Annotated in this window: 17 protein-coding genes; 13 read left to right on the top strand and 4 right to left on the bottom strand. The window is 60.7% G+C overall.

Annotated features, from left to right (window positions below; all coding sequences use genetic code 11):
- Positions 1-37 precede the first annotated feature (37 nt).
- From AACY02_RS01160 to AACY02_RS01145, 4 genes are all read left to right on the top strand, one after another.
- Positions 38-1,432: an FAD-binding oxidoreductase gene (locus AACY02_RS01160; protein ID WP_339430395.1), complete on the top strand. Its 1,395-nt coding sequence runs from the start codon at positions 38-40 to the stop codon at positions 1,430-1,432.
- 41 nt (positions 1,433-1,473) lie between these two features.
- Entirely contained in the window at positions 1,474-2,139 is a 666-nt protein-coding gene (locus AACY02_RS01155; RefSeq protein WP_221734095.1) for a fumarylacetoacetate hydrolase family protein, read from the top strand.
- 267 nt (positions 2,140-2,406) lie between these two features.
- Entirely contained in the window at positions 2,407-3,330 is a 924-nt protein-coding gene (locus tag AACY02_RS01150; RefSeq protein WP_339430394.1) for an SdiA-regulated domain-containing protein, read from the top strand.
- Positions 3,331-3,436: 106 nt separating this feature from the next.
- Positions 3,437-4,354: an SdiA-regulated domain-containing protein gene (locus tag AACY02_RS01145; RefSeq protein WP_339430393.1), complete on the top strand. Its 918-nt coding sequence runs from the start codon at positions 3,437-3,439 to the stop codon at positions 4,352-4,354.
- A 148-nt stretch (positions 4,355-4,502) separates the two neighbouring features.
- Here AACY02_RS01145 and rpiA read toward each other — a convergent pair whose 3' ends face one another.
- Positions 4,503-5,177 carry a ribose-5-phosphate isomerase RpiA gene (rpiA, locus tag AACY02_RS01140; RefSeq protein ID WP_339430392.1) on the bottom strand — a complete coding sequence of 225 codons (675 nt, stop codon included), beginning with the start codon at positions 5,175-5,177 and terminating at the stop codon, positions 4,503-4,505.
- A 147-nt stretch (positions 5,178-5,324) separates the two neighbouring features.
- Here rpiA and ilvA point away from each other — a divergent pair, with 147 nt between their 5' ends.
- Together ilvA and AACY02_RS01130 are read left to right on the top strand one after the other, a co-directional pair.
- Complete coding sequence (gene ilvA / locus AACY02_RS01135; RefSeq protein WP_339430391.1) at positions 5,325-6,839, top strand: threonine ammonia-lyase, biosynthetic; 1,515 nt, start codon at positions 5,325-5,327, stop codon at positions 6,837-6,839.
- Positions 6,840-6,879: 40 nt separating this feature from the next.
- Entirely contained in the window at positions 6,880-7,293 is a 414-nt protein-coding gene (locus tag AACY02_RS01130; RefSeq protein ID WP_339430390.1) for a DUF2269 family protein, read from the top strand.
- 91 nt (positions 7,294-7,384) lie between these two features.
- Here the strand turns inward: AACY02_RS01130 and AACY02_RS01125 are convergent, their stop codons facing one another.
- Complete coding sequence (locus AACY02_RS01125) at positions 7,385-8,041, bottom strand: HAD family hydrolase (RefSeq protein WP_339430389.1); 657 nt, start codon at positions 8,039-8,041, stop codon at positions 7,385-7,387.
- A 143-nt stretch (positions 8,042-8,184) separates the two neighbouring features.
- Between AACY02_RS01125 and AACY02_RS01120 the strand changes: the two genes are divergently transcribed.
- Both AACY02_RS01120 and ptsP read left to right on the top strand, forming a co-directional pair.
- Positions 8,185-8,664 (top strand): RNA pyrophosphohydrolase, encoded by a 480-nt coding sequence (locus tag AACY02_RS01120; protein WP_003229203.1) that lies wholly within the window; start codon positions 8,185-8,187, stop codon positions 8,662-8,664.
- A gap of 22 nt (positions 8,665-8,686) precedes the next feature.
- Complete coding sequence (ptsP, locus tag AACY02_RS01115; RefSeq protein ID WP_339430388.1) at positions 8,687-10,966, top strand: phosphoenolpyruvate--protein phosphotransferase; 2,280 nt, start codon at positions 8,687-8,689, stop codon at positions 10,964-10,966.
- Between the two features lie 109 nt (positions 10,967-11,075).
- Here ptsP and AACY02_RS01110 read toward each other — a convergent pair whose 3' ends face one another.
- Positions 11,076-11,822: an NRDE family protein gene (locus AACY02_RS01110; protein WP_339430387.1), complete on the bottom strand. Its 747-nt coding sequence runs from the start codon at positions 11,820-11,822 to the stop codon at positions 11,076-11,078.
- A gap of 130 nt (positions 11,823-11,952) precedes the next feature.
- On the opposite strand from AACY02_RS01110, the gene AACY02_RS01105 reads away from it, so the two are divergent.
- The 3 genes from AACY02_RS01105 (at position 11,953) to AACY02_RS01095 (ending at position 14,650) form a co-directional block, all read left to right on the top strand.
- The gene (locus tag AACY02_RS01105) at positions 11,953-12,735 is read left to right on the top strand and encodes a sulfite exporter TauE/SafE family protein (protein ID WP_339430386.1); all 783 of its coding nucleotides are present in this window, start codon (positions 11,953-11,955) and stop codon (positions 12,733-12,735) included.
- 80 nt (positions 12,736-12,815) lie between these two features.
- Positions 12,816-13,628 carry a prolipoprotein diacylglyceryl transferase gene (lgt, locus tag AACY02_RS01100; protein ID WP_339430385.1) on the top strand — a complete coding sequence of 271 codons (813 nt, stop codon included), beginning with the start codon at positions 12,816-12,818 and terminating at the stop codon, positions 13,626-13,628.
- A 50-nt stretch (positions 13,629-13,678) separates the two neighbouring features.
- Positions 13,679-14,650 carry a thymidylate synthase gene (locus tag AACY02_RS01095; RefSeq protein WP_221734084.1) on the top strand — a complete coding sequence of 324 codons (972 nt, stop codon included), beginning with the start codon at positions 13,679-13,681 and terminating at the stop codon, positions 14,648-14,650.
- A gap of 123 nt (positions 14,651-14,773) precedes the next feature.
- On the opposite strand, the gene cadR is transcribed toward AACY02_RS01095, so the two are convergent.
- Entirely contained in the window at positions 14,774-15,223 is a 450-nt protein-coding gene (gene cadR, locus AACY02_RS01090; RefSeq protein WP_339430384.1) for a Cd(II)/Pb(II)-responsive transcriptional regulator, read from the bottom strand.
- An 84-nt stretch (positions 15,224-15,307) separates the two neighbouring features.
- Between cadR and AACY02_RS01085 the strand changes: the two genes are divergently transcribed.
- On the top strand, positions 15,308-17,563 hold the full coding sequence (locus AACY02_RS01085; protein WP_339430383.1) for a heavy metal translocating P-type ATPase: 2,256 nt from the start codon (positions 15,308-15,310) through the stop codon (positions 17,561-17,563).
- Between the two features lie 16 nt (positions 17,564-17,579).
- The gene (locus tag AACY02_RS01080) at positions 17,580-18,443 is read left to right on the top strand and encodes a LysR family transcriptional regulator (RefSeq protein WP_339430500.1); all 864 of its coding nucleotides are present in this window, start codon (positions 17,580-17,582) and stop codon (positions 18,441-18,443) included.
- The last annotated feature ends 115 nt before the right edge of the window (positions 18,444-18,558 follow it).

Below are 18,558 nucleotides of genomic sequence, written 5' to 3'. Positions count from 1 at the left end.
TCTCAGGATGACCATGAATTGTTCGAGAGTTCTGTCGATGACCAATCCTGCCCTGATTGATGAACTGAAGACCCTGGTCGAGCCTGGCAAGGTCCTGACCGACGCCGACTCCCTGAACACATATGGCAAGGATTGGACCAAGCACTTCGCCCCCGCGCCGAGCGCCATCGTGTTTCCCAAGACTATCGAACAGGTGCAGGCCATCGTCCGTTGGGCCAATACGCACAAGGTTGCGCTGGTGCCTTCGGGCGGGCGCACCGGGCTGTCCGCCGCTGCGGTGGCCGCCAACGGCGAAGTGGTCGTGTCATTCGATTACATGAACCAGATTCTCGACGTGAACCTCACTGACCGCACCGCCGTGTGTCAGCCGGGCGTGGTCACCGAGCATTTGCAGAACGTCGCTGAAGAAAAGGGCCTGTACTACCCGGTGGACTTCGCATCGGCGGGTTCCAGCCAGATTGGCGGCAATATCGGCACCAATGCCGGCGGGATCAAGGTCATTCGCTACGGAATGACCCGCAACTGGGTTGCCGGCATGAAGGTGGTCACCGGCAAGGGTGACGTGCTGGAGCTGAACAAAGATTTGATCAAGAACGCCACCGGTTACGACCTGCGCCAGTTGTTCATTGGCGCCGAAGGCACCCTTGGATTTGTCGTTGAAGCGACCATGCGTCTGGATCGTGCGCCGAAAAACCTCACGGCGATGGTCCTCGGCACCGCTGATTTCGACTCGATCATGCCGGTGCTGCACGCCTTCCAGGGCAAGCTCGACCTGACCGCGTTCGAATTCTTCTCCGACAAGGCCTTGGCCAAAGTGCTGGGTCGCGGTGATGTGCCGGCGCCGTTTGAAACCGATTGCCCGTTCTACGCGCTGCTGGAGTTTGAAGCGACCACTGAAGAAGTGGCCAACAGCGCGCTGGAAACCTTTGAACATTGCGTCGAGCAGGGCTGGGTACTGGACGGCGTGATGAGCCAGAGCGAAACCCAGTTGCAGAACCTGTGGAAGCTGCGCGAGTACATCTCCGAAACCATCTCGCACTGGACCCCGTACAAGAACGACATCTCGGTCACCGTTTCAAAAGTGCCGGCGTTCTTGCAGGAAATCGACGCGATTGTCGGCGAATACTATCCGGACTTTGAAATTGTCTGGTTCGGCCACATCGGCGACGGCAACCTGCACCTGAACATCCTCAAGCCCGAAAGCCTGAGCAAGGACGAGTTCTTCGCCAAATGCGCCACCGTCAACAAGTGGGTGTTCGAAACCGTCGAGAAGTACAACGGCTCGATCTCCGCCGAACACGGCGTGGGCATGACCAAACGCGATTACTTGACCTACAGCCGCTCGCCGGTCGAAATCGAATACATGAAAGCGGTCAAAGCGGTGTTCGACCCGAACGGCATCATGAACCCGGGCAAGATTTTCGCGGTTTGATTGGCAATCTCTGATGAATCAATGAAGGCAGGAGTCGGTAAATGAGCTATCAGCACCAGTATGTCGACGGCACGCGTATTCACTTCCCGCTGGGAAAAGTGGTGTGCATTGGGCGTAATTACGCCGAACACGCCAAGGAATTGGACAACCCGGTGCCTACCGAGCCGTTGCTGTTCATCAAGCCGGGCAGTTGCGTGGTGTCGCTGGAAGGCGGTTTCAGCATTCCGACCGAGCGCGGTTCGGTGCATTACGAAGCGGAAATTGCCGTGTTGATCGGCAAGCCGCTGTCGACCAAGCCAAGCCGTGAAGAAGTGCTCGATGCGATCTCCGGTTTCGCTCCGGCGCTGGATCTGACCCTGCGCGACAAGCAGGCCGAGCTCAAATCCAAGGGCCTGCCGTGGGAAATCGCCAAGTCGTTCGACGGCGCGGCGGTGCTTGCCCCGTTCGTGGTGGGCAGCACCTTTGCTGATCTGACCGATATCGGCATCCGCCTGACCATCAACGGCGAAGTCCGTCAGGACGGCAACAGCAGCGCGATGCTCAACCCGATCGTGCCGATGATCCAGCACATGGCCGGCTGCTTCTCGCTGCAGGCCGGTGACGTGATCCTGACCGGCACGCCGGTGGGCGTTGGCCCGCTGAACGTCGGCGACGACATCGTGCTGGAACTGGTCGGCGCCAGCCGCTTTACCAGCAGCGTGCGCTAACCGCCACACTGCAAAAACCTGTGGGAGCGGGCTTGCTCGCGAAAGCATTTTGTCAGTCAACGAAGATGTCGACTGATCCGACGCCTTCGCGAGCAAGCCCGCTCTCGCATTGGTTTGTGGTGACCCGAATATCGGGGACAAACCACGACAATCTCGCCATTTGCCGTTTTTTTCACATCCCGTCTGGATAATTTCCGTCATTCTGGCGTCTGAGCCGGCCTCTTTGTGCTATTACCCATAGCCTGAATTTTCGGAACGCATCCCTCGATGGCATCTCAAACTCAGCTCAAAACCCCTCGCCGCTCACGTTTCGCCCTGCGCTGGTATTCCTGGCTATTGCTGGTGATCGTCGCAGCGTATGGGCTGGCGTATCTGATGCATTGGGATGATCGCGGTGCGCTGTGGGTACTGGAGCGTTTCGAAAGCCCGGCCGAGCAAAAGGGAAGTGTCTGGCTGCCGGATTACCGGGTGGTCATCGATGCCAAGCCGCTGCCGGGCATGGAGAAGGATGAGGCGTCGGATCTGGCCTACAACCCGCAGACCAAAACCCTGTTCTCGGTGATGGGCAAGAACCCGTTTCTGGTCGAACTGACCCTGCAAGGCGATGTGCTGCGCAAGATGCCGCTGGTGGGCTGGGCCAACCCGGAAGGCGTCACGATCATGGAAAACGGCCTGATGGCCATTGTCGATGAGCGTCTGCACATGCTGTCGATCGTCAAGGTCGACGCCGATACGCGTGAGCTGAACATCGCCAATTTCCCCAAGTACGACCTTGGCCCCTCGAAAGACCAGAACAAAGCTTTCGAAGCGATTACCTGGGATGCGCGCAACCAGCAGTTCCTGCTGGGCGAGGAGCGTCCACCGGTGCTGTTCACCTGGAAAAGCGATGGCAGCCAGACGCTCAAAGGCGACAAGCAGAAGCTGGACAGTGATGAGCTCGACATTCGCAATCTCTCGGCGTTGGCGATTGACCCGCGCACCGGTCACACATTGGCGTTGTCGGCTGACTCGCACCTGTTGCTGGAGCTGGACGAGAAGGGCGAGCAAGTCAGTTTCATGACCCTGCTTGGCGGCTTCAACGGTTTGAAGAACACCATTCCCCGCGCCGAAGGCGTGGCCCTGGACGAGGCAGGCACGCTGTATATGGTCAGCGAGCCGAACCTGTTCTATCGCTTCGAAAAGCAGAAGTAATGCCCTTGCTGGGGAGGCTCTTGTCGTCCAAGGCAAGTGGCCATTAAGCTTCATTTCAGACAGGCGTGATATTTCATCCGCCTGTTTTGATTCCGAGCCCTCCTGCATGCGTCGATTTGCCCGTCCCAAGCCTCTCCTTGTCATCCTTTCGGTGATTGCTCTGATCGCGTTGATCGCGATTGGCCAATACCTGCGCCTGTTCGAGCGCGCCTGGTTCAATCTGCACACCCTGTGGCAACCGCTAAGCAGCGAGGCCATTGGTCTGGATCAATATCGGGTGGAGATCGAGGCGCGGGTAATCGAGGGGCTGGACGATGACGTGTCGGCGCTGACCTACGATCCGGTGCGCAACAGTCTGTTCACAGTCACCAACAAACATGCCGAGCTGGTCGAACTGTCGCTGGAGGGCAAAATCCTGCGCCGCATCGCACTGATCGGCTTTGGTGATCCGGAGGCGGTTGAGTTCATCAGTGCCGATACTTATGTGATCACCGACGAGCGCCAGCAGCGGTTGATCAAGATTCACCTGGAAGATGTCACCACGTTCCTCGATGCGGCGGACGCCGAGCAAATGACCCTGGGTGTGCACGCGAGCAGCAACAAGGGTTTTGAGGGGCTGGCTTATGACTCGGTGGGCAAGCGCTTGTTTGTCGCGAAAGAGCGCGACCCGATGCTGATCTACGAAGTGCACGGTTTCCCGCACTTCAACCCGGAAAAGTCCTACGCGGTGCATGTGATCAACAATCCCAAACGGGATGCCGGCATGTTCGTGCGTGATCTGTCGAGCCTGCAATACGACGAGCGCAGCGGGCATTTACTGGCACTGTCGGATGAGTCGGGGCTGATTCTGGAGCTGGATGTGGGTGGGCGCCCGTTGAGCACCCTGTCGCTGAGCAAGGGCCGACAAGGCTTGCAGAAAACCGTGCCGCAGGCAGAAGGCATTGCGATGGATGACGACGGGACGCTGTACCTGGTGAGTGAGCCGAACCTGTTTTACGTCTTCAAAAAGCCCGCCCAGAACTGACTGACACCGCAAAAAACCAATATGGGGCTTGCTCGCGAAAGCGGTGGACCAGACAACGCAGATGTCGACTGATCCACCGCTGTCGCGAGCAAGCCTGCTCCCACAGGTGGGGGCATGCATCTGCCTACAAAAATGTGGGCAGTCTGGCTTACTCAGCCTTCAGCGTTTTCACACCTTCACTCGTACCCAGCAGCAGCAGATCCGCCGGACGCGCGGCGAACAAACCGTTGGTGACCACGCCGACGATGGCGTTGATCTGCGTTTCCAGCTCCACCGGATTGGTGATCTGCATATTGAACACGTCGAGGATGATGTTGCCGTTGTCGGTCAGTACACCTTCGCGGTACACCGGGTCGCCGCCCAGTTTCACCAGTTCGCGAGCGACGTGGCTGCGAGCCATCGGGATGACTTCCACCGGCAGCGGGAATTCGCCCAGCACCGGCACCAGTTTGCTGGCGTCGGCGATGCAGATGAAGGTCTTGGCCACGGCGGCAACGATCTTCTCGCGGGTCAGGGCCGCGCCGCCGCCCTTGATCAGGTTCAGGTGCTCATCGCTTTCATCAGCGCCGTCGACGTAGAACTCCAGGTCGCTGACGGTGTTCAGTTCATAGACGGGAATCCCGTGGCCCTTGAGGCGCGCGGCGGTGGCTTCGGAGCTGGCGACCGCGCCATCGAATGCGCCCTTGTGCTGGGCCAGTGCGTCGATGAAGCAGTTGGCGGTGGAGCCGGTGCCGACACCGACGATGCTTTTGTCGTCGAGTTTCGGGAGGATGAAGTCGACAGCGGCCTGAGCCACTGCCTGTTTGAGTTGATCCTGGGTCATGCGGGCTCCGGAAGCGGGCGAGGTGAGTACGGAAAGGCCGGCATTATAGCCCCAAGCGGGTCTAAAACCTCTGCAATCGTGTGGTCGCCCGGGCAAAAGCCGGGTTAGACTCCTTGGCCCTGCCCAACCGCTCAGTGATGCTTTCCGATGCTCGAACAGTACGTCAAAAAGATCCTCACCTCGCGCGTTTATGACGTTGCCGTAGAAACCCCGCTGCAGAACGCTCGCCAGCTCTCCGAGCGGCTGGGCAATGACATCTGGCTCAAGCGCGAAGACTTGCAGCCGGTGTTCTCGTTCAAGATTCGGGGCGCCTACAACAAGTTGACCCAACTGAGCGACGAAGAACGCGCCCGTGGTGTGGTCACCGCTTCAGCGGGCAACCACGCGCAGGGTCTGGCCCTGGCGGCGAAAGTGCTGGGCGTCAAAGCCACCATCGTCATGCCCAAGACCACCCCGGAGATCAAGGTCGAAGGCGTGCGTTCGCGTGGCGGCAAAGTGGTGCTGCACGGCGATTCGTTCCCGGAAGCGCTGGCCTATTCGCTGAAACTGGTCGATGAAAAAGGCTACGTCTACATCCACCCGTACGACGATCCGCACACCATTGCCGGGCAGGGCACCGTGGCGATGGAGATTCTGCGTCAGCACCCGCAGCCACTGGATGCGATTTTCGTCCCGGTCGGCGGCGGCGGCCTGATCGCCGGTATTGCGGCGTACGTGAAATACCTGCGTCCGGACATCAAAGTCATCGGCGTCGAGCCCGACGACTCCAACTGCCTGCAAGCCGCCATGGCTGCCGGCGAACGCGTGGTGTTGCCGACCGTGGGCATCTTTGCTGACGGCGTCGCGGTGGCGCAGATCGGCCAGCACACCTTCGACATCTGCAAAGATCATGTCGATGAAGTGATTACCGTCAGCACCGACGAGATCTGTGCGGCAATCAAGGATATCTACGACGATACCCGCTCGATCACCGAGCCTGCCGGCGCCTTGGGCGTGGCCGGGATCAAGAAGTACGTCGAGTTGCGCGGCGTCAGCGGCCAGACCTTTGTCGCCATCGACTCCGGTGCCAACGTCAACTTCGACCGCTTGCGTCACGTTGCCGAGCGCGCCGAACTGGGCGAAGGCCGCGAAGCGATCATCGCCGTGACCATTCCCGAAAAGGCCGGCAGCTTCAAGGCGTTCTGCGAGGCCATCGGCAAGCGTCAGATCACCGAATTCAACTACCGCTACAACACCGGCAGCGAAGCGCACATCTTCGTCGGCGTGCAGACCCACCCGGAAAACGACCCGCGCAGCGCACTGCTGGCGAGCCTGGCCGAGCAGGGCTTCCCGGTCATTGACCTGACCGACAACGAATTGGCCAAGTTGCACATCCGCCACATGGTCGGCGGGCGTGCGGCGCAGGTGGTTGATGAAGTGGTGCTGCGCTTCGAATTCCCGGAGCGTCCGGGCGCGCTGTTCAACTTCCTCAACAAACTTGGCGGGCGCTGGAACATCTCGATGTTCCACTACCGCAACCACGGCGCGGCGGATGGCCGGGTGGTCGCCGGGCTGCAAGTGCCCCACGATGAGCGGCATCTGGTGCCGCAGGCGCTGGCGCAAATCGGTTATCCGTACTGGGACGAAAGCGACAACCCGGCCTATAAGCTGTTTCTTGGCTGAACGGCTACGCTGATGGGCATGGCCCAAGGAAAAGAAACCCATGGAAACCCTGACCACCCTGAAAGTCCTTCACGTCGCTGCAACCGTGGTGATACTCACCAGCGGCCTGGGGCTCGCCGCGCTGACCTGGCGTAATCGCAGTCAAGGGCCGGCCAGCACGATGCAGCGTCCGTGGTTGTTTGTCTGGTGTCTGATGCTGATCGGCATGTTGAGCATGCCCTTCACCGGCTGGTGGCTGGTGCATCTGATTGGCTGGCCATTGGGGCAGTTCTGGATTCTGGGCTCCAGCGTGATCTATGCCGTGGCCACATTCAGTGCCGTTTGGTTGCTTGTTCGGCTGAATCGACGGTGGACGAGCGGGGGCGGTAACTGGAAATTCAGTCTGGCGCTGGCGATTGTCAGTGGTGTCGGATTTCTCGCCATTGCGGCGTTGATGGGGGCCAAGCCTGTTTAAGGCTTGAGACCGGGTTGCCCCTTCGCGTGCAAGCCCGCTGCCACAGGGGAACGCATTCCAGTGTGGAGTGGGCTTGCTCGCGAAAGCGATTTCAGTCGCGCAGTGTGATGACCGGCCAGCCACGCTTTTCGGCTTCAGCGCGCAGGTTCGGATCCGGATCCACGGCCACCGGGTTCGCCACTTGCTCCAGTAGCGGCAAGTCATTCATCGAGTCGCTGTAGAAGTAGCTGTCTTGCAGCGAATGCCCGGTTTCTTCCAGCCAGCGATTCAGGCGCGTCACCTTGCCTTCACGGAAGCACGGGATATCGGTGCTGCGCCCGGTGTAACGGCCATCGACCATTTCGCACTCGGTGGCGATCAGGGTTTCAACGCCCAAACGAACGGCAATCGGCGCGGTCACGAAACGGTTGGTCGCGGTGATGATCACCAGTTTGTCGCCGGCATCGCGGTGTTTTTTCAACAGGTCGAGCGCCTTGGGCAACACGATGGGCTCGATGCAGTCACGCATGTAGTCGTTGTGCCATTGATCGAGCACGGCCATTTCGGTGCGGCCGAGAATCTCCAGGCAGAAATTCAGATACGCGGCGTTATCCAGCTTGCCGGCCAGGTAATCCTGATAGAACTCGTCGTTGCGCGCTTTGTACGCGACCGGGTCGAGGAAGCCGCGTTCACACAGATAGTCGCCCCAAGCGTGGTCGCTGTCGCCGCCCAGAAGGGTGTTGTCCAAATCGAATAGAGCCAGGCGCATTGCAGTTACCCGCTGAAAAGTCAGTAAAAAGGCGACAAGAATACGGTCTTTTCACAAGAGTGCACATAAGGTAGGAACCTTCGTTGCCGCCTTATCAAGCTTTGTGGAACAATGCGGCGACATGCGTTTGCGAGGTTGTTGCCGTGATCGACCCCGATGGTTTCCGCCCCAATGTCGGGATCATTCTGACGAATGACGCCGGCCAGGTGCTATGGGCTCGCCGTATCAATCAAGATGCCTGGCAGTTTCCACAAGGGGGAATCAACCCTGAAGAGACGCCGGAAGACGCCTTGTACCGCGAGCTGAACGAAGAAGTTGGCCTGGAACGTGAAGATGTTGAAATACTCGCCTGCACACGGGGCTGGTTGCGCTATCGTTTGCCGCAACGTCTGGTGCGTACCCACAGCCAACCGCTGTGCATCGGCCAGAAACAGAAGTGGTTTCTCCTGCGCCTGATCTCCAACGAGCAGCGGGTGCGGATGGATTTGACCGGTAAACCGGAGTTCGATGGCTGGCGCTGGGTCAGCTATTGGTATCCGTTGGGCCAGGTGGTGACATTCAAGCGCGAGGTGTATCGCCGCGCCCTCAAAGAGCTTGCCCCGCGCCTTTTAGCGCGCGACTGACGACGGAGTTCGACCCCGAGCCATGCTCAATACGCTGCGCAAGATCGTCCAGGAAGTTAACTCCGCCAAGGATCTCAAGGCGGCGTTGGGGATTATTGTGTTGCGCGTCAAAGAGGCCATGGGCAGCCAGGTCTGCTCGGTCTACCTGCTTGATCCCGAGGCCAACCGCTTCGTCCTGATGGCCACCGAGGGCTTGAACAAGCGCTCGATCGGCAAAGTCAGCATGGCACCCAACGAAGGTCTGGTGGGTCTGGTCGGCACGCGTGAAGAACCCCTGAACCTCGAAAACGCCGCGGATCACCCGCGCTACCGCTACTTCGCCGAGACTGGTGAGGAGCGCTATGCCTCCTTCCTTGGCGCACCGATCATTCACCACCGCCGCGTTGTCGGCGTGTTGGTCATCCAGCAAAAAGAACGCCGCCAGTTCGACGAAGGTGAAGAAGCCTTCCTCGTGACCATGAGCGCGCAGCTCGCCGGCGTTATCGCCCACGCCGAGGCCACCGGTTCGATCCGGGGTCTGGGCCGTCAGGGCAAAGGCATTCAGGAAGCCAAGTTCGTTGGCGTGCCGGGCTCGCCGGGTGCGGCGGTCGGTACGGCGGTGGTCATGTTGCCGCCGGCGGATCTGGACGTGGTGCCGGACAAGACCATCACCGATATCAACGCCGAACTGGCACTGTTCAAGACCGCCATTGAAGGCGTGCGCGCCGACATGCGTGCCTTGTCGGCGAAACTGGCGACACAACTGCGTCCCGAAGAGCGCGCGCTGTTCGACGTTTATCTGATGATGCTCGACGATGCCTCGCTCGGCAGCGAAATCACCACTGTGATCAAGACCGGCCAGTGGGCGCAGGGTGCGTTGCGTCAGGTGGTCACCGAACACGTCAACCGTTTCGAACTGATGGACGATGCCTACCTGCGTGAGCGTGCGTCGGACGTCAAAGACCTCGGCCGCCGCTTGCTGGCCTACTTGCAGGAAGAGCGGCAACAGAACCTCGTCTACCCGGAAAAAACCATTCTGGTCAGCGAAGAACTGACGCCGGCCATGCTCGGCGAGGTGCCGGAAGGCACGCTGGTTGGTCTGGTTTCGGTACTCGGTTCGGGGAACTCCCACGTTGCGATCCTGGCCCGGGCCATGGGTATTCCAACGGTGATGGGCCTGGTCGATCTGCCGTACGCCAAGGTCGACGGCATTGAAATGATCGTCGATGGCGTTCGTGGCGAGGTTTACACCAACCCCAGCGAAGTGCTGCGCAAGCAGTTCGCCGAAGTCGTCGAAGAAGAGAAACAACTGGCGCTGGGCCTCGATGCCCTGCGTGATCTGCCCTGCGTGACCCTCGATGGGCACCGCATGCCGCTGTGGGTCAACACCGGCCTGCTGGCGGATGTGGCGCGGGCGCAGAAGCGTGGCGCCGAAGGTGTCGGTCTGTATCGCACCGAAGTGCCGTTCATGATCAACCAGCGCTTCCCGAGCGAGAAGGAACAACTGGCGATCTACCGCGAACAGCTCGCCGCGTTCCATCCGCAACCGGTGACCATGCGCAGCCTGGACATCGGCGGTGACAAGTCGCTGTCGTACTTCCCGATCAAGGAAGACAACCCGTTCCTCGGCTGGCGCGGCATTCGCGTCACCCTCGACCACCCGGAAATCTTCCTGGTGCAGACCCGCGCCATGCTCAAGGCCAGCGAGGGCCTGAACAACCTGCGGATTCTGCTGCCGATGATTTCCGGCACCCATGAACTCGAAGAAGCCCTGCACCTGATCCACCGGGCGTGGGGCGAGGTGCGCGACGAAGGCACCGACGTGCCAATGCCGCCAATCGGGGTGATGATCGAGATTCCGGCAGCGGTCTACCAGACCAGGGAACTGGCGCGGATGGTCGACTTCCTCTCGGTCGGCTCCAACGACTTGACCCAATACCTGCTGGCGGTGGACCGTAACAACCCACGGGTGGCGGATCTCTACGACTACCTGCACCCGGCCGTGCTGCAAGCGTTGCAAACCGTGGTGCGCGACGCCCATGCCGAGGGCAAACCGGTGAGCATTTGCGGCGAGATGGCCGGTGATCCGGCGGCGGCGGTGCTGTTGATGGCGATGGGCTTCGACAGTCTGTCGATGAACGCCACCAACTTGCCGAAGGTGAAGTGGATGCTGCGTCAGGTCAATCTGGACAAGGCCAGGCAATTGCTGGGCGAATTGATGACCATCGATAACCCGCAAGTTATCCACAGTTCGCTGCAACTGGCGCTGAAGAACCTTGGGTTGTCGAAGATCAATCCGCCGGCGGTCAACAAAGCCCTTTAAAAGGCTGATCGCCCCCTCGCGAACAAGCCCGCTCCCACAGGGGATTTGTGTCGATCACAGATCCAATGTGGGTGCGGGCTTGCTCGCGAAGGTGTCAGTCCAGATACCGCTAAACCACAATCTCGACTTCCCCCAGATGCCCGCCATACGGCCCGAAGCTGCGCTCCACCATCCTGCGCGTCCCATCCGCCTGCACCACCAGCGCCGTACTTGCCCGCGTCCCGTAACTCTGGCTGGCAATAAACACACTCGACAGCAGTGATTCCGTCGCCAGCCCCACGCCGGTGTCCGGCAACTCGGCAAACGGCGCCGTTTGCGCATCGCCAAGTAACGCCAGCAACCGTGCAGGCTGCGGATCCTCCAGCACTGCACTCAACGCCGCCCTGGCCTTGAGCAGCTTCGGCCACGGCGTGTCCAGTCCGGCATTGGATAATCCGTAGACCCCGGACTGCAGCATCACCGGCTCCGACATCCGTGCGTTGTAGTGCCATAGCTCATGGCTGTTGCCCAGCAGCAGGTTGAACCCGGCGTACTCTGGTGAGCGACCGACAACGCCGGCCAGATAGTCATCAATCGCCTCATCGCCCGCGAGAAACCCCGCCACCAGCTCCCCCCGCGATTTACGCGCCGGCGGCTGATGCGGGTCGCGGATATTGGTCAGCGCCGCAAAGCGCCCGTTGGCGCCGATCCCCAGCCAGGTGCCACCGGCTTCGAGATCGCGTCCGGCGTGCACATGCGGTGCCTCAGGCCATTGCCCCAGCGGCAGACTGGGGCGGGCGTAAAACTCGTCACGGTTGGCCGCAACGATCAGCGGCTGGGCATGGCCCGGGCGCCAGGCAAAAACGATCAGGCACATAAGGTGGTCCTTGTGTGTTTTTTGTCCACTCTACGCATCCGGCGTCCGTGCATCCATCGCCAGTTCCGCCTAAGGGTATGCATCCGTTACCATGCCGCTCCGGTTTGGGGAAAGCGTCTGGGAGACGGTCATGGAATTTCTGCTCTATCTGGCGCTGGGCGCCTGTGCAGGCGTGCTGGCCGGGCTGTTCGGGGTGGGCGGCGGGATCATTATTGTCCCGGTGCTGGTTTACAGTTTCACGTTGCAGGGCTTCGACCCATCGATTCTGACCCACCTGGCGGTCGGCACGTCGTTGGCGACGATCATCTTCACCTCGGTCAATGCCGTGCGTGAGCACCATCGACGTGGTGCGGTACGCTGGCCGGTTTTTGCGTGGATGACCGTGGGTATTCTGGTCGGCGCCGGTTTCGGTGCGCTGACGGCCGAAGCGATTTCCGGGCCGCATTTGCAAAAAATCATCGGCGTATTTGCCTTGGTGATTTCCGTGCAGTTGGCGCTGGACGTCAAACCCAAGGCCAGCCGAACGGTGCCGGGCAAACTCGGTCTGTCCGTGGCTGGCAGCGTGATTGGCTGGGCCTCGGCGATTTTTGGCGTCGGCGGCGGATCGCTGACCGTGCCGTTCCTGACCTGGCGCAGCGTGCCGATGCAGCAAGCGGTAGCGACCTCGTCGGCCTGCGGTCTGCCGATCGCCCTGGTCAGTGCATTAAGTTTCATGATTCTGGGCTGGCACGATCCGCTGCTGCCGGCCCATAGTCTCGGCTTTGTCTATTTGCCGGCGCTGTTGGGCATCGCCCTGACCAGCATGGTGTTCGCCCGTCTCGGCGCACGATTGGCACATAGATTATCGCCACGCTTGCTCAAACGGCTGTTCGCCGCTTTGCTGTTTTGCGTTGGCTTGAGTTTTCTGCTTTGAGCAGGTCGCAATCCTGGCTTAATCCTGAGGTGACAGCGTCGCCCGGGAATTCTGGTTTCAACTTCTAACGAGGAGTCGCAATGCTGCCTTACCCGCAGATCGACCCGGTGGCCCTGGCCATCGGTCCGCTGAAAATCCACTGGTACGGTCTGATGTACCTGATCGGCATCGGCGGCGCCTGGCTGCTGGCGTCCCGGCGGTTGAACCGCTTCGACCCGACCTGGAGCAAGGAGAAACTCTCCGACTTGATTTTCTGGTTATCGATGGGGGTCATTGTCGGCGGGCGGTTGGGTTACGTGCTGTTCTACGATCTGAGCGCCTACCTGGCCAACCCGTTGCTGATTTTCGAAGTGTGGAAGGGCGGCATGTCGTTCCACGGCGGCTTTATCGGCGTGATGCTGGCCGCGTTGTGGTTCGGCAAAAAGAACAACAAGTCGTTCTTCCAGTTGATGGACTTCGTCGCACCGATGGTGCCGATCGGCCTGGGCGCCGGGCGTATCGGCAACTTTATCAACGCCGAGTTGTGGGGCAAGCCGACCGACGTGCCGTGGGCGATGATCTTCCCGCCGTTCAGCGACCCGGCGCAGTTGCCGCGTCACCCGTCGCAGCTGTATCAGTTCGCCCTTGAAGGCGTCGCGCTGTTCCTGATCCTGTGGTTGTTCTCGCGTAAACCGCGGCCGACCATGGCGGTATCGGGGATGTTCACGCTGTTCTACGGCATCTTCCGTTTCATCGTCGAATTCGTCCGTGTACCGGACGCGCAACTGGGCTATCTGGCCTGGGGCTGGCTGACCATGGGTCAGGTGCTTTGCGTGCCGATGGTGCTTGCCGGTCTGTACCTGATCTGGCTGGCTTATCATCGCGCCCCGGCAGCGCCCGCGGCGGCCGTATAAATTCGAAGGCCGGGGGCGACGGCCCCCGGGTTCAAGGACACAGGTAACTCATGAAGCAATATCTCGAACTGGTCTCGCACGTCATCCAGAACGGCACCAAACAGGCCAACCGCACCGGCATCAACACCATCAGTTTCCCGGGGGCGATGCTGCGTTTCGATCTGCAGGAAGGTTTTCCGGCGATCACCACCCGCAAGATGGCCTTCAAATCGGCCATCGGCGAGATGTGCGGTTTTCTGCGTGGTGTGAACAACGCCGCTGAATTCCGCGCGCTGGGCTGCAAGGTCTGGGACCAGAACGCCAACGAAAACGCCCAGTGGCTGGCCAACCCATTCCGTCAGGGCGACGACGACCTCGGCGAAATCTATGGCGTGCAATGGCGCAAATGGCCGGCGTACAAGCAGATTCCGTTGAGCAACACCGCGGCCATCGAACAAACCTTGAGCAATGGCTACAAGCAGATCGCTCAAGGCGAAGAAGACGGCCAGGCCTACGTGGTGCTGTACAAAGCCATCGACCAGGTGCGCCAGTGCGTCGACACGATCATCAATGATCCGGGCAGCCGCCGCATCCTGTTCCACGGCTGGAACTGCGCCCAACTCGATGAAATGGCCCTGCCGCCGTGCCATCTGCTGTACCAGTTCCACCCGAATGTCGAGACCAGGGAAATTTCCCTGACCCTATACATCCGCTCCAACGACTTGGGCCTGGGCACGCCGTTCAACCTCACCGAAGGCGCCGCGCTGCTGAGCCTGATCGGTCGCCTGACCGGTTACACGCCGCGCTGGTTCACCTATTTCATCGGTGACGCCCATGTCTACGAAAACCACCTGGACATGCTCAACGAACAGCTCAAGCGCGAACCGTTCGCCATGCCGAAACTGAAAATCTCCGACCGCGTGCCGGAATTTGCCAAGACCGGTGTGTATCAGCCGGAGTGGCTGGAACTGGTGGAGCCGAGCGACTTCTCGCTGGAAGGCTACGAGCACCACGCGCCGATGACCGCGCCGATGGCGGTCTGAGGTTTCACGCAATACCCTGTGGGAGCGGGCTTGCTCGCGAAGAGGGTGTGTCAGTCAATTATGTGTTGGCTGACACACCGCTTTCGCGAGCAAGCCCGCTCCCACTTTGGTTATCGGGTGTTCTTAATGGCCGTGACTACGGCCCACATGCGAATGCTCCACCTCCGTCGCCACCACCCCGCCACTCACTTCCAGCCGCTGCAAAATCCCGCATTGATCGGCCCCCGGCCTTTCGCCACAGCGTTGGCGCAGGTCGAGCAGTTGTGTCTGCAACGCCAATAACCCGTCAATTCGTGCCTTCACATGCTGGATGTGTTCATCGATCAGCGTGTTGACGCTTTCACACTGATCCTGCGGGCTGTCACGCATGGCCAACAGGCTGCGGATTTCTTCGAGGGTCATGTCGAGGGTGCGGCAGTTGCGGATGAAGGTCAGGCGTTCGGCGTGGGCCTGGGTGTAGACGCGGTAGTTGCCGTCGCTGCGGGCGGGCTCTGGCAGCAGGTTTTCGCGCTCGTAGTAACGAATGGTTTCGACGGCGCAATCGGTCAGCTTGGCCAGTTCTCCGATCTTCATGACGGCAATCTCCAAAAGGGTGCTTGACCCTATAGTGGCTACAGGGTCTTTACTTGGCAACAGGCACCTTCATGGACGCGACCAATGAGCGATTCCCTGCACTCCCACAAACCCCACGCGGGGCACGACCACAGCCATAAATTGCAGCCTGTGCATAAACATGACCACGGCGGCGACGCTTGCTGCGCATCGAAAGCCGCCGCACCTGCACGGGTGCTACTGAGCGAAAAGACCAGCGCCGACGCCCGGCTGAGCAGCTTTTGCATCGAGGCGATGGACTGCCCGACCGAACAGACGCTGATCCAGAACAAACTCGGCAAACTGGCCGGCGTCGAGCAACTGGAATTCAACCTGATCAACCGCGTGCTCGGTGTGACCCACACGCTGCCAGGCACCGAGCCCATCACTGAGGCAATCAAATCCCTCGGCATGCACGCCGAACCGCTGGAGGCGGGCGTCGAGTCGCCAGCCCCGGCCCCCGTGAAAAAACACTGGTGGCCATTGGCGCTGTCCGGCGTCGGTGCGCTCGCCGCCGAAGTGATCCACTTCACCAACGCCGCGCCGACCTGGGTGGTGGCGATCATCGCGCTGGTGTCGATCCTCAGCGGTGGCCTCGGCACCTACAAAAAGGGCTGGATTGCCCTGAAGAACCGCAACCTCAACATCAATGCGCTGATGAGCATCGCCGTGACCGGTGCCGTGTTGATCGGCCAATGGCCGGAAGCGGCGATGGTGATGTTCCTGTTCACCGTGGCCGAGTTGATCGAAGCACGTTCGCTGGATCGTGCGCGCAACGCGATCAGCGGTCTGATGCAAATGACCCCGGAGCAGGCGACCGTATTGCAGGCTGACGGTCGCTGGCTCGAACAGGAAGTGAAAAGCGTCGAACTCGGCGCCCGCGTGCGGGTAAAACCCGGCGAGCGTATTGCGCTGGACGGTGAAGTCGTCAGCGGCCGTTCGACCATCGATCAGGCGCCGATCACCGGGGAAAGCCTGCCGGTGGAGAAAACCGTGGGCGATAAAGTCTTCGCCGGCACCATCAATCAGGCCGGTTCGCTGGAATACGCGGTCACCGCAGCGGCGAACAACTCGACGCTGGCGCGGATCATTCACGCCGTCGAGCAAGCCCAGGGCGCACGCGCACCGACCCAGCGCTTCGTCGATCAATTCTCGACAATCTACACCCCTGCGGTGTTCGTCCTGGCCCTGGCCGTGGCGATCATTCCGCCGCTGTTCATGGGCGCGGTGTGGTTCGACTGGATCTACCGCGCGCTGGTGTTGCTGGTGGTCGCGTGCCCATGTGCCTTGGTGATTTCCACCCCGGTGACCATCGTCAGCGGCCTCGCGGCGGCGGCGCGCAAAGGCATTCTGGTCAAGGGCGGCGTGTACCTGGAGGGCGGTTTCAAGCTCGATTATCTGGCGCTGGATAAAACCGGAACCATCACCCACGGCAAACCGGTGCAGACCGATTACCTGTCCCTCGATCCGACGGCCGACGCCACCGCCCCGGCGATTGCTGCCGCGTTGGCCGGCCGTTCCGATCACCCGGTGTCGCTGGCCATCGCCAACGCCGCTGTGGATAAAAACCTCGCGGCGCAGATTGTGGATAACTTCGAAGCGCTGGCCGGCCGTGGCGTCAAAGGCGAGATCAACGGCCAGGTCTACTACTTGGGCAACCATCGTCTGGTTGAAGAGCTGAACCTGTGCTCCCCGGCGCTGGAAGAAAAACTCTTCGCGCTGGAGAAACAGGGCAAATCCGTGGTGCTGTTGCTCGACAAGTCCGGCCCGCTGGCGCTGTTTGCGGTGGCCGACACCGTCAAGGAGACCAGTCGCGAAGCGATCCGCCAGTTGCATGCGCTGGGCGTGAAAACCCTGATGCTCACGGGCGATAACGTCCACACCGCGCAGGCGATTGCCGCGCAGGTCGGCATCGATCAGGCTCAGGGCGATTTGTTGCCGACCGACAAGCTGCAAGCCATCGAAGCGCTTTACGCACAGGGCCACCGGGTCGGCATGGTCGGCGACGGTATCAACGATGCCCCGGCATTGGCCCGCGCCGAGATCGGTTTTGCCATGGCCGCAGCGGGCACCGACACGGCTATCGAAACTGCCGATGTCGCCCTGATGGACGACGATCTGCGCAAGATTCCGGCATTCATCAGCCTGTCTCGCGATACCGCCAGCATCCTGAAACAGAACATTGCATTGGCGTTGGTGATCAAGGCTATCTTTCTTGGGGTAACCTTCGCCGGGCTCGCCACCATGTGGATGGCGGTGTTTGCCGACATGGGCGTGAGCCTGCTGGTGGTGTTCAACGGTTTGCGCCTGTTGCGCAAATAGACGATGAGGGGTGGTTGTGCTGAGTGCCGAGCTGAAGGCGTTTTACATGGTGGCCCGTCTGGGCAGCATCACTTTGGCGGCGAAAAAACTCGGCCTCAGCCAACCGACCGTGACCACGCAGATTCGTAACCTCGAAAGCCACTATTCGGTAGAGCTGTTCTACCGTGGCGGTCGCCGATTGAGTGTCAGCGACGAAGGCGCGCGGCTGCTGCCGATGGTCAAGGCGTTGTTGCAGCAGGAAGCCGATATCGAGTTTTTCCTGCGCAACAGCGGCCAGGTGCAAGGCACGCTACGCATCGCCGCGACCGCGCCGTATTACATCCTCGATCTGGTGAAGACTTTTCGCGAACGCCTGCCGCAGGTGGACGTGTCGGTGGAAATCGGCAACTCGCAGCAGGTGCTCGAAGCGCTGGAGGATTACCGGGTCGATGTCGCCGCGTCGTCGCAGTTGCTGGATGATGCGCGGCTGATTCGTCGGGTGCTCGGCACGGATCCGCTGGTATTGGCGGTGCATCGCAATCACCCGCTGGCGGTGCATGAGCATGTGTCGCTGAGTGCGTTGGTCGGGCATACGTTGCTGATGCGCGAGTCGGGTTCGACCACGCGGCGGTTGACCGAAGAGTTGCTGGCCAGCGCCGGGGTGAGTTTCGGGCCGCTGCTGGAGATCGGCAGCCGTGAATCGATTCGCGAGGCGGTGTTGCGCAACATTGGCATCAGCATCATTGCCCGCCAGGAAGTGCCGCATGATCCGCAGCTAAAGGTGCTGACCCTTGAGCATGCGCCGCAGATTCCCGAGTACCTGTACTGCCTCAAGGAGCGCAAGAATGCGCGGTTGCCGGCGGCGTTTTTGGGGTTGGCGCAGGAAATGTCCCCGGCCTGAGATCTTTCAGTGCCTGTGCCGGCCTCTTCGCGAGCAAGCCCCACATTGGAATGCGTTCCCCCTGTGGGAGCGGGCTGCTCGCGAAGGGGTCAGTCGCCGCAGCAAAATCCGACAG

The organism is Pseudomonas sp. EA_65y_Pfl2_P78, from assembly GCF_963970495.1.
Classification (GTDB): Bacteria; Pseudomonadota; Gammaproteobacteria; order Pseudomonadales; family Pseudomonadaceae; genus Aquipseudomonas; species Aquipseudomonas baetica_A.
Note: the sequence above shows the minus strand (reverse complement) of the source record. Positions and strands in the feature narration are given on the sequence as shown.

What these genes read in the sequence shown, in the direction of transcription:
- AACY02_RS01160 (WP_339430395.1), top strand. Translation starts at nt 38, where the DNA reads ATGACCAATCCTGCCCTGATTGATGAACTGAAGACCCTGGTCGAGCCT.
- AACY02_RS01155 (WP_221734095.1), top strand. Translation starts at nt 1,474, where the DNA reads ATGAGCTATCAGCACCAGTATGTCGACGGCACGCGTATTCACTTCCCG.
- AACY02_RS01150 (WP_339430394.1), top strand. Translation starts at nt 2,407, where the DNA reads ATGGCATCTCAAACTCAGCTCAAAACCCCTCGCCGCTCACGTTTCGCC.
- AACY02_RS01145 (WP_339430393.1), top strand. Translation starts at nt 3,437, where the DNA reads ATGCGTCGATTTGCCCGTCCCAAGCCTCTCCTTGTCATCCTTTCGGTG.
- rpiA (WP_339430392.1), bottom strand. Translation starts at nt 5,177, where the DNA reads ATGACCCAGGATCAACTCAAACAGGCAGTGGCTCAGGCCGCTGTCGAC.
- ilvA (WP_339430391.1), top strand. Translation starts at nt 5,325, where the DNA reads ATGCTCGAACAGTACGTCAAAAAGATCCTCACCTCGCGCGTTTATGAC.
- AACY02_RS01130 (WP_339430390.1), top strand. Translation starts at nt 6,880, where the DNA reads ATGGAAACCCTGACCACCCTGAAAGTCCTTCACGTCGCTGCAACCGTG.
- AACY02_RS01125 (WP_339430389.1), bottom strand. Translation starts at nt 8,041, where the DNA reads ATGCGCCTGGCTCTATTCGATTTGGACAACACCCTTCTGGGCGGCGAC.
- ptsP (WP_339430388.1), top strand. Translation starts at nt 8,687, where the DNA reads ATGCTCAATACGCTGCGCAAGATCGTCCAGGAAGTTAACTCCGCCAAG.
- AACY02_RS01110 (WP_339430387.1), bottom strand. Translation starts at nt 11,822, where the DNA reads ATGTGCCTGATCGTTTTTGCCTGGCGCCCGGGCCATGCCCAGCCGCTG.
- AACY02_RS01105 (WP_339430386.1), top strand. Translation starts at nt 11,953, where the DNA reads ATGGAATTTCTGCTCTATCTGGCGCTGGGCGCCTGTGCAGGCGTGCTG.
- lgt (WP_339430385.1), top strand. Translation starts at nt 12,816, where the DNA reads ATGCTGCCTTACCCGCAGATCGACCCGGTGGCCCTGGCCATCGGTCCG.
- AACY02_RS01095 (WP_221734084.1), top strand. Translation starts at nt 13,679, where the DNA reads ATGAAGCAATATCTCGAACTGGTCTCGCACGTCATCCAGAACGGCACC.
- cadR (WP_339430384.1), bottom strand. Translation starts at nt 15,223, where the DNA reads ATGAAGATCGGAGAACTGGCCAAGCTGACCGATTGCGCCGTCGAAACC.
- AACY02_RS01085 (WP_339430383.1), top strand. Translation starts at nt 15,308, where the DNA reads ATGAGCGATTCCCTGCACTCCCACAAACCCCACGCGGGGCACGACCAC.